The organism is Sphingosinicella sp., from assembly GCF_052387495.1.
GTDB lineage: Bacteria > Pseudomonadota > Alphaproteobacteria > Sphingomonadales > Sphingomonadaceae > Allosphingosinicella.
In genome coordinates, this window is sequence record NZ_JBQTJC010000293.1 from 1 (window position 1) to 12,915 (window position 12,915).

The following is a 12,915-nucleotide window of genomic DNA, read 5'->3' on the forward strand; positions in this document are numbered from 1 at the left end:
GCAGGCGATGCCGACGCTCTCGGTGACGTAATAATTCTGCTTCCGGTCATCCGGCTCGATCCCACCCTTGCGCTGTCCGAAGACGACGATGTGCCAGGGCGCGACCTCGAGATAGGGCTTGTGCTCGTCGGTGCCGAGCGGGGCGAGCGCCTCCAGCCATTCGGCGCCCGCCTTGCCCGCGTAGAAGGCGCGCTCCTCCGCCTCCGCCGCGTCTCGCAACGCGCGCTTGAGGTGGGGCGAGGAGATCACGGCGAAATGCCAGGGCTGATGGTTCGCGCCGCTCGGCGCGGTCCCGGCGGCGAGGATGGCGTTCTCGATCGCCTCGCGCGGCACCGGATCGGGCGCGAAGAAGCGGCACGTCCGCCGCATCCGCACCCGCTCGTGGAAAGCGCGCGTCCGCGCGACCATCTCCTCGGGCGGATAAGCCGGCAGACCGGGCCAGGGGAGGGGGTGGTAGGCGGGCGTACCCATTCGGTCTTCTCCCGGACAATATGCGCAAGCGGAATAGGCGGGCGCGGGGCGTCTGGCGAGGCGCCGCGTGGGCAAAGTTGAGGAAGTTGAGGATATCCATCGGCCGCCCCGCCGGGCGCGCCGCCGCCGCGCTCAGCCATCATCGCCTTCCTCCACTTCGAGCCGGTCGAGCAGGCCGCTGCGCTTGGCGCGGGCCCATTGGTCCTCGCTCCAGCGATCCCGCGCCGTCGGATCGAGGTCAGAGATATCGATCGTGGCGGGATCCCGGCGGTCGTAGCGGTGGCGCTTCAGCCAATCGCCGTAAATGCGCTCGTCGGGCCGGGGCGCGCACTCGTGCGGGCCGCGATACTCGTCATAGGACGGGCGACGGCACTCGATGAAGTCGTCGGCGTCGCCGCCTTCCTCGATGCAATCGAGCAGCTCCTCGAACTCCTCGGCGAGGCAGGTGATCAGGCGCTCGTCGTCGCGGAACGCCTCGGCCTTCTTGTCGGCGCGGGTCAGCATCGCCATGGCGAGGCGGTTGTCGTGGCGGTGGCGGGTGCCGACCAGTTCGTCGTCCCTGCCGCGATAGGTCTCCGTCTGGCCGTCGAGCGAGCGGTCGTGGAGGCGGTCGGCGAGCGGGCGGCGGGCGCGGCGCGACGCCGCTTCCCAGGCATAGTTGAAGGCGCGGCCTTCGCGGCGATTGCGGAAATTGTAGGCGGTGGTGACGCTGATCCCGGCCCGCGCCGCGGCCTTGTCGACGGTCAGGCCCTCGGCGACCGCCTCGAGGAACACGACCTGCTTCGCCCCGGTGAAGCCGTCGACGCGCATCCGGCGGACGCGCGGGGAGGCGGACAGCTCATCGTCGGGCGCCGCCTGCGCCGCCAGCGCGGCATGATAGCCGCGCCAGTAAGCGTCGTCGTCCGGCGGCGGCGCGGCGGGGACCGGAAGCGGGGCGGCGTGTTGGGCGACCGCTTCGGCCGGATCGCCGAGGCCGCGAATCGGGTTCTCGTCCATTTGGCATTATGAACCATAAAGGCACGCCTGTAGGAAACAGGAAATTTGCGGCCGCGAGAATCGCAGGTATTTTCAAGAGCATGAGACGAAGGCGGCACACGACCACGTCCTCGGGCGGATCGTGCGGCAAGCCCGCCCCAGGGCCAAGGCATATAAATAGCGCTAAGTAGCGCGCGGCGGCAAAAGGCTCAGCGCGGCGCCTCGACATAGACGCCAAGGTCGAGCGTTCCCGACCGGGGTGCGCCTTCGCCTCGGCCCGGCTCCAGCCAGGCGCGGCTCAGGAAGAGACCGCAGGTGTCGGCATAGTCGCGCGGCGCCGGGCCGAAGCCCAGGTCCAGCGTCTTTCGGCAATTGCGGGCGTGACCTTCGCTGTCGATATCAAAGGCGATGCGACGGTGCGCGACCCGTCGCCCGGCGCCGGCCGCGGTCGGCGAGGCGCCGGCCGGTTCGATCGAGACGACAATGGCGGCGCGCTCCGCCCGTCCGAACGCATCGCCGAGATAATGTTCCAGCGCCGCGCCGAGCGAGCGGCAGGCGAAGCGCTGCCACTCCTCCGGCGCCGCGCCGCTGCGATCCGCCCGGCAGGACAGGACCTGATCGCCCGACAGCTCGAAACGGACGATCAGTTGCCCGGCGCCGAAGCTGGTCGGATCGGTCAGCAGCCAGTTGACGCGGGCGCGGTATGAGGTCTCCGCCGCCGCGCGGCCGTCAGGCCCCCGCAGCGGCTCGAAGCGCATTTCGAGCGCGCGGTCGCAGGTCGCGTCGTCGAGAATGACGTGGCCCGAGGAAACGAGGATGCGGCACGCTCTCGGGACGCCCGCCGCGTCGATCCGCATCTCGATCATGACCGCGCCTTCGAGCTCGAGCCGCCGAGCGGCGGGCGGATAGGTTTCGTGATCCGACCAATCGGGCGTGGCCCGCACTGTGAGCCGTGCCGGCTCCGGCCAAGTGTCGGGCCGCTCGGTATAGAGGGGGTGTCGGCGAACCTCGGCCGGCGCGGTCGGCGCAGGGGTCCGCGGCACGGGCTGGGCGGCGCCGGCCCAGCCGGCGACAGCGATCAGGATCGAAGCGAACATGGGTCCCCCTGGAGGCACCATTGCAGGCCTCGCCGCACTCGGCAAGCCACTGCGATCACGAGGGAAAGAGCCGGGGCCTCAGTCCCGCGGCGCTCAGTCCGAGGCCGGTTTGCTCTGGAGTTGGACGTAGTTTTGCAGGCCCATCCGCTCGATCATGTCGAACTGCTGCTCGATCATGTCGATATGCTCCTCCTCATTGTCGAGGATCTCGGCGAAGAGGTCGCGGCTGACGAAGTCGCGCACGCTCTCGCAATGCGCGATCGCGCCCCTGAGTTGCTCCACCGCCTCGCGCTCGAGCTCGAGGTCGGCCTTCAAAATCTCCTCGACATTCTCGCCGACCCTGAGCCGCCCGAGCATCTGGAAATTCGGCAGGCCCTCGAGAAACAGGATCCGGTCGGCGAGCTTGTCCGCATGCTTCATCTCGTCGATCGATTCGTGCCGCTCGTGCTCGGCGAGCCGCTTGACCCCCCAATTGTCGAGCATCCGATAGTGCAGCCAATATTGGTTGATCGCGGTCAGCTCGTTCTTGAGCGTCTCGTTGAGGTGCTGGATAACCTGTTCGTCGCCCTTCATCGGGAGCCTCCGCGTCTTGTTCGGTCGCGGCTTATAACGCACCGACGCGCGAAAAGGCACCGAAAAAATGGCGGAAAACTGCGGAAAATTGGCCGCTAATGCGGCTGATTCTCAGGCCGCGCTGCGCTCGGCCGCGATGATCTCGCGTGCGAATGAGAAGCACTGGCCGCAGCGCGGCTTGGCGCCGTAGCATTTGTAGGCGCTCGTCGGGCAGCCGGCCCCCTCGCGCGCCGCCTGGCGCACTTGGGTTTCGCGAATCGCGTTACAGACGCAAACGATCATGGAGATCGGCATATCCGATAATGCGATTGGTTCGCAATAGCGTTTTTAACGCGCGGCGCGGCGGACCATCAATTTGAGCCCCGACCAGGTCGCATCGACCGCGCAGACCTTGACGTCGACCAGGTCCGTGTCTGGCAGGATGACCGCGCGAATCCCGTCCTCGGTGATGTCGGTCGGCACCTTCGACGCCTTTTTGGGCCAGCTCACCCAGATGAAGCCGGACGGCGCTAGCAAAGGGCGGAGCGCGGCAAGCTTCTGCTCCATGTCCACGCGCGCGGTGACGAAGATGTGCGCCGCCTCGATCGGGGCTTCGGGGCGGGCGAGAAGGTCTAGCGCCAATCCCTCGCGCGCGATTTCGTCGCGGACCGCGTCCGGCATGCCGTCCCACCAGGTCCGCATTCCGTCCTTCAGCGACAGCTTCTTCGCCAGCGGCGTGCCAGAGTAACCGGCGGTCATCCTTCCCTCGTCATTCCAGTGAAAGCTGGAATCCCTTTTCTCTTCTCCGGCGCTCCAAGGAAAGAAGGGAGATTCCAGCTTTCGCTGGAATGACGGCCCTAGGTGAAGGCGCTGCGGGCGCGGTACCAGCGCGAAGCGATCCAGGCGATCGGGATGCCGGTCAGGACGCAGTGCGAGAAGAGCTGGTTGGAGATCGCCCAGGCGGTGTGCGGCAGCGGCGCCTCGGGCCAGCGCAGCGGCTTCACCAGGAAATACATGATCAGCCAGAGCAGCACGCCGTAGGCGATTCCGGCCGGGATCGGGTGGCGCATCAAAGCGGCGAAGCGCGGCGCGACCAGCAGATAGGCCGTCGCCATGCACAGCATGATCGTGAAATGGACCGCGAGGCCGATCGCCGCCCAGCCCGGCGTTGCCGTCGGTGCCTCGCCGAACGGCCCGCTGGCGACGTAGCGCAGCACGCCGATCGGCGTCGCCCCGGCCATGCCGGCGAAGACGAAGGCGGAGAGGATGTCGAGCGTGCCCGCGACCAGGGTCGCGAGCAATATGGGGCGAAGGATGCTGCCGGCCATGCGCGCCTCCCCTCGGCGGTCAGCCCCGAGCGCCGGGCTGAAGCGCTTCGGAACTATCACCCATCAAAGCGGGGAAGAAGCCCTCATGCGCGGCGCGCAGATCGGCGAGCGAGACCGCGTGGTCGCCGTCGGGAAGCTCGAAGATCAGGCGGCTGCCTTTGGTGCGGCCGATCGCCTCGACCTCGACTCCGGCGGCGTGCGCGCGCTTGAGGAAGGTCAGCAGGCAATCGTCGGCGACGGTGGCGACGTAAACGCCCTGGTCCTCGGCGAAATAGCCGGCATGGCCGAACGGCGCCGGGCCGTTGATCAGGGCGCCGATATCGGCGGCGAGCGCCATTTCGGCGAGCGCGACCGCGAGGCCGCCGTCCGACACGTCGTGGCAGGCGGTAATGGCGCCGCCGGCGATGGCGGCGCGGACGAATTCGCCGGCCGCGCGCTCGGCGAGCAGGTCGACCGATGGCGGCGCTCCGTCCTCGCGGCCGTGCAGTTCGCGCAGCCAGAGCGACTGGCCGAGATGGCCGTGACGATCGCCGATCGTGACGATGACGTCGCCATGATCGCGAAAGGCGATGCCGACCGCCTTCTTCCAGTCCTTCAGCAGCCCGACGCCGCCGATCGCCGGGGTGGGGAGGATGGCGCTTCCGCCACCCGTCGCCTTGCTCTCGTTGTAGAGCGAGACATTGCCGCTCACGATCGGGAAATCGAGCGCGCGGCAGGCTTCGGCCATGCCTTCGAGACAGCCGGTGATCTGCGCCATGATCTCGGGCCGCTGGGGATTGGCGAAGTTGAGGCAGTTGGTCACGGCGAGCGGCGTCGCGCCGACCGCCGAGAGGTTGCGCCAGGCCTCGGCGATCGCCTGCTTGCCGCCCTCATAGGGGTCGGCATAGCAATAACGCGGCGTGCAATCGGTGGTGATGGCGAGCGCCTTGTCCGTGCCGTGGACGCGGACCACCGCCGCGTCGCCGCCGGGTGTCTGGACCGTGTCGCCGCCGACCTGCTGGTCGTATTGCCGCCAGATCCAGCGGCGGCTGGAGAGATCGGGCGAGGCCATCAGCTTGAGCAGATCGGCGGCGATGTCGGCGCTCTCCGGCACCTCGCCGAGCGGCTTCACCCGCGCCCATGCCTTATATTCCTCGCGGCTCGCGCTTGGCCGATCGTAGAGCGGCGCCTCGTCGGCGAGGGGGGCGAGGGGGATGTCGGCGGCGACCTCGCCCTGCCATTTGAGCACCATGTGGCCGGTGTCGGTCACCCGCCCGATCACCGCGAAATCCAGCTCCCATTTGCGGAAGATCGCCTCGGCCTCGGCCTCGCGGCCGGGCTTCAGCACCATCAGCATCCGTTCCTGCGATTCCGAGAGCATCATCTCGTAGGGCGTCATGCCCTCCTCGCGGCAGGGGACGGCGTCCATGTCGAGCTCGATGCCGACCCCGCCCTTCGACGCCATCTCGACGCTGGAGGAGGTGAGGCCGGCCGCGCCCATGTCCTGGATCGCGACGATCGCGTCACTGGCCATCAGCTCGAGGCAGGCCTCGATCAGCAGCTTCTCGGTGAAGGGATCGCCGACCTGGACGGTGGGGCGCTTCTCCTCGCTGTCCTCGGAGAAGTCGGCGCTGGCCATGGTCGCGCCGTGAATGCCGTCGCGGCCCGTCTTCGAGCCGACATAGACGATCGGATTGCCGACGCCGGACGCGGCCGAATAGAAGATCTTGTCGGTCTCGGCGACGCCGACGGTCATCGCGTTGACCAGGATGTTGCCGTCATAGGCGGGGTGGAAATTGACCTCGCCGCCGACGGTCGGCACGCCGACGCAATTGCCGTAGCCGCCGATCCCCGCGACCACGCCGGCGATCAGATGGCGCATCCGGGGATGGTCGGGCCGGCCGAAGCGCAGCGCGTTGAGGTTCGCGATCGGCCGCGCGCCCATCGTGAAGACGTCGCGCAGGATCCCGCCGACGCCCGTCGCGGCGCCCTGATAGGGCTCGATGTAGGAGGGGTGGTTGTGGCTCTCCATCTTGAAGATCGCCGCCTGGCCGTCGCCGATGTCGATCACGCCCGCATTCTCGCCCGGCCCGCAAATCACCCAGGGCGCCTCCGTGGGCAGCTTCTTCAGGTGGATGCGCGAGCTCTTGTAGGAGCAGTGCTCGGACCACATCACCGAGAAGATGCCGAGCTCGGTGAGGTTGGGCTCGCGGCCGAGCGCGTGGAGGACGCGCGCATATTCCTCGGGGCTGAGGCCGTGCTCCGCGACGACCTCGGGCGTGATCTCGGATAGGGTCATGGCCGGTGCCCTAGCGAGCGAGTGGCCGCCCGCCTAGCCCGTGCGGCGCCTGCCCCGCCGGATGCGCCGCCGAAGCCCGGCGAGCAGGCCGGGGCGGGCGAGCGGCTCGAAGCCGTTGTCCGCGCTTTCGGGGTCGAGCAGCTCGCTGTCCGCGACCGCCTTTTCGAGGTCGGTCAGCTCCGGCGGCTCGAAGGGGAGGAGGGTCCGGCCCTCGCCGCGCAGCGCCTCGACGGTCGCGATCAGCGAGCCGGTTTCGGCCTGCTTCGCCTCGACTTCCTCGGGCGTCGTGCCGAGATGCTCGGCGAGCAGCCCGGCACGGATCGCGGTAATTGCCTCGCGGCAATGCGGATCGACCGCGCAATCGATCAGCAGGTCGCATTCGCTGTCGAGCCCCATCGAGCGGTTGTTCATATTGGCGGAGCCGACCCGCAGCATCTCGTCGTCGACCACCATCACCTTGGCGTGGACATAGATGTCCTCGCCGCCTTCGGTCGCAGGCGTGTAGATGCGGAAGCGGCGCTTCTTGTCGATCCGGGCGAGCGCGCGCATCAGCTGGGCGCGCGCGGACCCCATCACCTTTTCCTCGACCCAGCCGTCGGCGGTGCGCGGATTGACGATGACGAATTCCGGCGGGTCGGGCGCGGCGAGCCGCTCCGCCACCGCCGCCGCCACGGCGCGCGAGGCGAAATACTGGTTCTCCGCATAGACGACGCTCTTCGCGCGGCGGATCATGTCGGCGAACAACGCCTCGATCTCGCGCACCGCCTCGTCGCCGCCGCAGTCGCCGCGCGTCCGCGCGACGGCGAGCTCGACGTCCCGGAACTGCGGCGCGAGCGCCTCCGGCCAGGGATCGGTCATCGCCTCGGGACGGGCGAGCGGCGCGCCGCCGGCCCGAGCCCAGCGTTCGCGGGCCAGCTCGCCGAGCGTCCGCGCCGCGTCGCCGTCCACCGCCATCGAGGCGTCGTGCCACGGCCCGTACCGCCGGCCCGTCGTCGGCCGCCGCCGCCGCTCGTCATCGTCCTTATGATCGCGCGTGTCCCAGCGGTCCGCGGTCATGTCGATGCCGCCGCAAAAGGCCAGCCGGTCGTCGATCACCACGATCTTCTGATGGTGGCTGGCGCCGAAGGGGTGAGCGCTGTCCAGCTTGAAAAAGATCTGCCTGTCCCAGGCCCAGCGGGCGAGGCGCAGCAGGGTCGTGCCGCGTCCCAGCAGCTTGAGCGCGCCGACGTCCCATTTGAGGATGTGGATCGAAAGGCCCGGCCGGTTGCGGGCGAGCCAGGAGATGAAGGGTCCGAGCTTGCACGGCGCCTCGTCGCCGTCCGGCGTGGGCTCGAGCAGAATGCGGGTGTCGAAGTCCCAGCCGATCAGCAGGATCTGCCGCTCGGCGCGCAGCATCGCGGCCCGCGCATGCGCGAAATAATCGGCCGCGTCGACGATGACCGCCGCCCGCTCCGCCCGCGCGATCCGCCAGCAATTCCGCCCGGGCCTGGCCAGCCCCGCTCGATCGGTCAACACACTCGGCTCCTTCGTCGCGGCGCCAACGCTCCGCCCGCGCATCGGGTTTCGGCGGCGTAACGGCGAGGCCCGATCGGCTGTGCCGGCGCGCGTTTTCGGTTATCACCGCGGCATGGAAAGGGAGGAAGCCGAGCGCCCGGGCGGCGCGCTGCTCGCCTGGCTGGTGCATCTGTTCACCGCCAGCGGCGCGGTGCTGGCGCTGCTCGCGCTGGCGGCGATCGAGGAGCGGGCGTTCAACCTCGCCTTGCTCTGGCTCGTCATCGCGCTCGCCATCGATGGGGTGGACGGGACGCTCGCCCGGGCGGCGCGGGTCAAGCATAGGCTGCCGCGGATCGACGGGGCGATCCTCGACCTCGTCATCGATTATCTGACCTACGTCTTCGTGCCGACCCTGTTCATCTGGCGGGCCGGGCTGCTCCCCGAGCCGCTCGTCATTCCGCTCGCGGCGGCGATCCAGATTTCCGCGCTGTACGTCTTCGCGCGCGCGCACAAGAAGACGGAGGATGGCAATTTCCGAGGCTTCCCGGCCGTGTGGAACGTCGTCGCGCTCTATCTCTACGTGACGCTGCCGGATCCGCGCCTCGCCGCGACGATCGTCGGTTTTCTGGTCCTCGCGAGCTTCGCGCCGATCCATTTCGTCCACCCCTTCCGGGTGCGGGATTACGGCGTCTGGCTGCCGCTTCTGGCCGTCGCCTGGGCGGCGGCGACCGCGGCCTTGCTGTGGCCGGACTGGCCGCCGGCGGCGCGGGGCGTGCTGGTCCAGGTGTCGGTCGTCGCCGGCCTCGCGATCATCGGCCTCGGCCTGCTCCGCTCGCTGCGCGGGCCGCGCTTGCAGCGGTAACGAATCGGGCGGATAATTCGCTTGGGCTCAAGCCAGCTTGGGAGACTTTTCGATGAGCGTCAGCTACCGACCCGAAGGCTATCACAGCGTCACCCCCTATCTCACCGTCGACGGCGCGGCGAAGGCGATCGCTTTCTACGAAGAGGCGTTCGGCGCCACCGAGGTCCTGCGCATGCCGATGGGCGACAGCGGCCGCATCGCCCATGCGGAGATCCGGATCGGCGATTCGCACGTCATGCTCTCCGAGGAATGGCCGGACATGAACATCCTCGCTCCCACGAGCCGTGGCGGCCCGACCTCGAGCAACCTCATCTATGTCGAGGATGTCGACGCGGCCTATGCCAAGGCGCTCGCCGCCGGCGCGACGGCCGAGCGGCCGCCGGAGAACCAGTTCTGGGGCGACCGGATGGGCACCCTGGCCGATCCGTTCGGCCATCGCTGGAGCCTCGCCACCCATGTCGAGGACGTCTCGGACGACGAGATGCAGCGGCGCATGGCGGAAGCGTTCGGCCAACCTGCCTGAGCGCAAAGAAAGAGGCCGGCCCGCGTGAAGCGGACTGGCCTCGTGGACCTCGAACTGCGCCGAATCAGGTGCGGCAGGAAATCTCACCGTTCGGACGGCCGAAGGTGATGCTCGCGCCATTGGAGCTGACCGAATAGCCGCCGCCCGTATACGGGGGCTGGCCGCCTTCGCCGGCGGCGAGCGGAATGCGCTCGCCGTCCTGGCTCAGGCGCAGGTTCGCCGTATTGTCGGTGTAGAAATCGACGTAGATCAGGCTGTTGTCGCGGCAGCGGTAGGTCTGGCTGGCGACGATCATCGGCGGCGGCGCGACCGGCGCGGCATTTTCCAGCGCCTTCGCCTGCGCGTCGTAGCGGTTGACGGACTCGGGCTCGCTGTTGTTGCACGCCGCGAGAGGGACTGAAGCCGCCATCGCGGCGAGAATGAGTATCTTTCGCATGAGCCCCCTTCGCTAGTGCAGCATTGCACGTCAAGCGGAAGATTGTGGCAAGGGCGCGGGCGCGGCGCCACTGCTTTCGATAAAGCGATGCGAAGGTTCGACAAAGCGCCGCCCCGCGGATAGATTGCGCGCATCGTCAACGGTGCGAGGGGCGGGTTGAAGAACATGCAGCGGGTGCGGATCGGATTGACCGGCCTGGCCTTCGTTTTCGTCGCGGTGCTGCTCGCGGCGGTCTTCACCAGCGAGCCGGCCGGCGAACCCGAAATCACCCCGAACCTGATCGAGCGGCAGGAGGCGGGCGCGCCGCCTCCCTCACCCTCGCAGCCCGCGCAGGCGCCCACCGAGCCGCTCGCCGAACTCGGCGTCGCCCCGGGCAATGCGGATGCCAATGCGGTGGCGCCCGAACCGAGCCCGCCGGCGCAATGAGCCGCGAGTCGCGCTTCGCCGGTCCTGGCGCGCGGCGTGCGCCTACTCACGGACTTATCCACAAGCGCATGGACCGGAACGGGGATCGAACAGGCGCGCGAACAAAATAGGAAAATGTGTGGTATTTCCACGGGTTTCCCATGAATTCCCATCCATAGGCATCAAAAACCCTTCCAATCCCATGATCCTTGGGTTATCCACGTCTCCCTAATTAGGGGCGATTCCTGTTCAGCCGCGAGATGACGCGGGCGCGCGGAGGCGCGCGCCTGTGAACAGGGAAGGTCCGTTTTCGGGGGACGGCCGGCGGTGGAACTCGAGCACCTGTTCAACGGCAGCGCGCTCAACGCGGTGGACGCCAAGGGGCGTCTCTCCGTCCCTTCCTTCATTCGTTCGGTGATCGAACGCCGTTCCGGCGCCAACACGATCATCCTCGGTGCCCATGAGGCCGACCCCTGTCTCACCGGCTACGACCGCAATTACGCCCGCATCCTCCATGCCGAGAACGAGCGCCGCCGCCTCGCCGAAGAGGGCGCCGACCCCCGCGCCCATTTCGCCCGGGCCCGCCGCACCTTCGGCATGACCGAGGAAGCGACCTATGACGGGAGCGGCCGCATCGTCCTGCCCCAGATGATGCGCGGCCGCGGCCGGATCGAGGATCTCGCACTCTTCGTCGGCGTCGGCGGCACCTTCGAGATCTGGAATCCGCGGCTCGCGCTCGAAAGCGGCGACGCCGACCTCGCCGATCTCGCCCGCTTCCGGCTGGAAGAACGGGGGGTGACGGCATGACCGCCGCTGCCGCCCCGGCCGCCGCCCATATTCCCGTCCTCCTCGACGAGGTCCTCGCTGCGCTCGCCGTCGCCCCCGGCGAGACGCATGTCGACGGCACCTTCGGCGCGGGGGGCTATTCGAAGGCCATCCTCGAAAAAGGGGCGGCCCGCGTCATCGCTTTCGATCGCGATCCCGAGGCGATCCAGTATGGCGAGACGCTGGCCGCTTCGAGCGGGGGGCGCCTGACGCTTGTGCCGGATCGCTTTTCCCGGATGCGTCAGGCGCTGTCCGCCCGCGGCGTCGACGAAGCCGACGGCGTGACGCTCGATATCGGCGTCTCCTCGATGCAGCTCGACCAGCCGACACGCGGCTTTTCGTTCCAGGGCGACGGGCCGCTCGACATGCGGATGGGCGGCGAGGGGCCGAGCGCGGCCGATTTCGTCAACCAGGCCGACGAAGCCGAGATCGCCGACGTGATCTTCCATTATGGCGAGGAGCCGAAGGCGCGCCGGATCGCCCGGGCGATCGTCGCGGCGCGCCCGATCGCGCGGACCGGCCAGCTCGCCGAGGTCGTGCGCAAGGCGCTCGGCCATCATCCGGGGATGAAGAAGGACCCGGCGACCCGGACCTTCCAGGCGATTCGCATCCACGTCAACGAGGAGCTGGCCGAGCTCGAGGGCGGGCTGGCGGCGGCCGAGCGGGTGTTGAAGCCCGGCGGCCGCCTCGCCGTCGTCACCTTTCACAGCCTCGAGGACCGGATCGTGAAGCGCTTCCTCAAGGAGCGCAGCGGCGCCACTCCGGCCGGCTCGCGCCACTTGCCGGCCGCGCCTGCCGCCGGTCCGGCGCCGAGCTTCGAGGCCGTCGCCAAGCCGGTCCGCGCCGGCGCCGCCGAGACCCGCGTCAATCCGCGTGCCCGCTCCGCGACGCTCCGCGCCGCGCGCCGCACCGCCGCTCCAGCCTGGGAAAAGCAGAAGGAAGGAACCGCCCGATGATCGCCAGAGGCTTCAAGCCCGTCGCATGGGTCGGCGCGATCGGCGCCGCCGCGCTTTCCTGCTACATGCTCTCGCTCCAGGTCGCCGCCGAGCGCGCCGACCTGGCCGGGCTCGAGCGGCGGATCGTCGCGACCCAGCAGGACATCCGCACCCTGCAGACCGAGCTGGGCACGCGCGGCCGCATGCAGCAGCTCGAGCAATGGAACGCCGAGGTGCTGGCGCTGTCCGCCCCGGTCGCGGGCCAGTTCGTTCCCGACCATGTCAGCCTCGCCCGCTTCGACACCCGGCCGCAGCCGCTCGACCAGGCCGACGTCCGCCTGGCCTCGGCGGAAGTTCCGCCGGCACCGCAGGTCGTCGCCGCGACGATCCGACAGGCTTCGCTGCAGCAGCCCGCGCAAGCCACGCCGCCGCTCGCCCCGGCCCGGCCGCCGGTGCTTCGCGCCCGCCTCACCAATGTGCCCGCCGCCGTGCCGTCGCCGAGTCGGGACCAGGTGCTCGCCAGCAATCGAACGGCCCGGCCCAACCCGGCGCAGGCGCGGCAGCGGGAGCCGGTCCGCACCGCGGCCGCGACGCCGGCCTCCGCCCCACCGCGGGCGCGCCCGGCGCGCGCCGCCCCGCCCCGCAACGCCCCGGCCGCGCGCGCCACTGCCTTGCTCGACGCCGATACGCTGCGCGAGCGCAGGAGCGAGGCGCGCGCCGAGCGAAGGGGAGGC

16 protein-coding genes are annotated in these 12,915 nt (G+C 69.3%); 6 read left to right on the forward strand and 10 right to left on the reverse strand.

The window, feature by feature from the left end; genetic code table 11:
- The 9 genes from ACT4N8_RS16005 to ACT4N8_RS16045 all read right to left on the reverse strand — a co-directional run.
- The coding region (locus ACT4N8_RS16005) for a nitroreductase family protein (RefSeq protein ID WP_444859106.1) at positions 1-471 on the reverse strand (471 nt) is incomplete at its 3' end.
- Between the two features lie 132 nt (positions 472-603).
- Positions 604-1,467, reverse strand: coding sequence for a hypothetical protein (locus ACT4N8_RS16010; RefSeq protein WP_444859107.1), 864 nt, complete (start codon positions 1,465-1,467; stop codon positions 604-606).
- Positions 1,468-1,655: 188 nt separating this feature from the next.
- Positions 1,656-2,543, reverse strand: a complete 888-nt coding sequence (locus ACT4N8_RS16015; protein WP_444859108.1) for an energy transducer TonB — start codon at positions 2,541-2,543, stop codon at positions 1,656-1,658.
- A gap of 93 nt (positions 2,544-2,636) precedes the next feature.
- Complete coding sequence (gene bfr / locus ACT4N8_RS16020; protein ID WP_444859109.1) at positions 2,637-3,116, reverse strand: bacterioferritin; 480 nt, start codon at positions 3,114-3,116, stop codon at positions 2,637-2,639.
- Between the two features lie 111 nt (positions 3,117-3,227).
- Positions 3,228-3,398 (reverse strand): (2Fe-2S)-binding protein, encoded by a 171-nt coding sequence (locus ACT4N8_RS16025; RefSeq protein ID WP_444859110.1) that lies wholly within the window; start codon positions 3,396-3,398, stop codon positions 3,228-3,230.
- Positions 3,399-3,443: 45 nt separating this feature from the next.
- Positions 3,444-3,854 carry a hypothetical protein gene (locus ACT4N8_RS16030; protein ID WP_444859111.1) on the reverse strand — a complete coding sequence of 137 codons (411 nt, stop codon included), beginning with the start codon at positions 3,852-3,854 and terminating at the stop codon, positions 3,444-3,446.
- 98 nt (positions 3,855-3,952) lie between these two features.
- The gene (locus tag ACT4N8_RS16035) at positions 3,953-4,423 is read right to left on the reverse strand and encodes a hypothetical protein (RefSeq protein ID WP_444859112.1); all 471 of its coding nucleotides are present in this window, start codon (positions 4,421-4,423) and stop codon (positions 3,953-3,955) included.
- Positions 4,424-4,442: 19 nt separating this feature from the next.
- Positions 4,443-6,701, reverse strand: coding sequence for a phosphoribosylformylglycinamidine synthase subunit PurL (purL, locus tag ACT4N8_RS16040; RefSeq protein ID WP_444859113.1), 2,259 nt, complete (start codon positions 6,699-6,701; stop codon positions 4,443-4,445).
- A gap of 33 nt (positions 6,702-6,734) precedes the next feature.
- Positions 6,735-8,216: a phospholipase D-like domain-containing protein gene (locus ACT4N8_RS16045; RefSeq protein WP_444859114.1), complete on the reverse strand. Its 1,482-nt coding sequence runs from the start codon at positions 8,214-8,216 to the stop codon at positions 6,735-6,737.
- A gap of 112 nt (positions 8,217-8,328) precedes the next feature.
- Here ACT4N8_RS16045 and ACT4N8_RS16050 point away from each other — a divergent pair, with 112 nt between their 5' ends.
- Both ACT4N8_RS16050 and ACT4N8_RS16055 read left to right on the forward strand, forming a co-directional pair.
- Entirely contained in the window at positions 8,329-9,057 is a 729-nt protein-coding gene (locus tag ACT4N8_RS16050; protein ID WP_444859115.1) for a CDP-alcohol phosphatidyltransferase family protein, read from the forward strand.
- A 52-nt stretch (positions 9,058-9,109) separates the two neighbouring features.
- A complete protein-coding gene (locus ACT4N8_RS16055; RefSeq protein ID WP_444859116.1) occupies positions 9,110-9,580 on the forward strand; it encodes a VOC family protein in 471 nt (156 codons plus the stop codon).
- Positions 9,581-9,644: 64 nt separating this feature from the next.
- Here the strand turns inward: ACT4N8_RS16055 and ACT4N8_RS16060 are convergent, their stop codons facing one another.
- Complete coding sequence (locus ACT4N8_RS16060) at positions 9,645-10,016, reverse strand: hypothetical protein (protein WP_444859117.1); 372 nt, start codon at positions 10,014-10,016, stop codon at positions 9,645-9,647.
- A gap of 165 nt (positions 10,017-10,181) precedes the next feature.
- Between ACT4N8_RS16060 and ACT4N8_RS16065 the strand changes: the two genes are divergently transcribed.
- From ACT4N8_RS16065 to ACT4N8_RS16080, 4 genes are all read left to right on the forward strand, one after another.
- A complete protein-coding gene (locus ACT4N8_RS16065; RefSeq protein WP_444859121.1) occupies positions 10,182-10,442 on the forward strand; it encodes a hypothetical protein in 261 nt (86 codons plus the stop codon).
- 306 nt (positions 10,443-10,748) lie between these two features.
- Positions 10,749-11,228, forward strand: a complete 480-nt coding sequence (locus tag ACT4N8_RS16070) for a division/cell wall cluster transcriptional repressor MraZ (protein WP_444859118.1) — start codon at positions 10,749-10,751, stop codon at positions 11,226-11,228.
- Positions 11,225-12,202: a 16S rRNA (cytosine(1402)-N(4))-methyltransferase RsmH gene (gene rsmH / locus ACT4N8_RS16075; RefSeq protein WP_444859119.1), complete on the forward strand. Its 978-nt coding sequence runs from the start codon at positions 11,225-11,227 to the stop codon at positions 12,200-12,202. The genes ACT4N8_RS16070 and rsmH overlap by 4 nt, the downstream gene beginning before the upstream one ends.
- Positions 12,199-12,915 (forward strand): hypothetical protein (locus ACT4N8_RS16080; protein WP_444859120.1); only part of this gene is annotated, 717 nt, incomplete at its 3' end. The genes rsmH and ACT4N8_RS16080, both read left to right, overlap by 4 nt.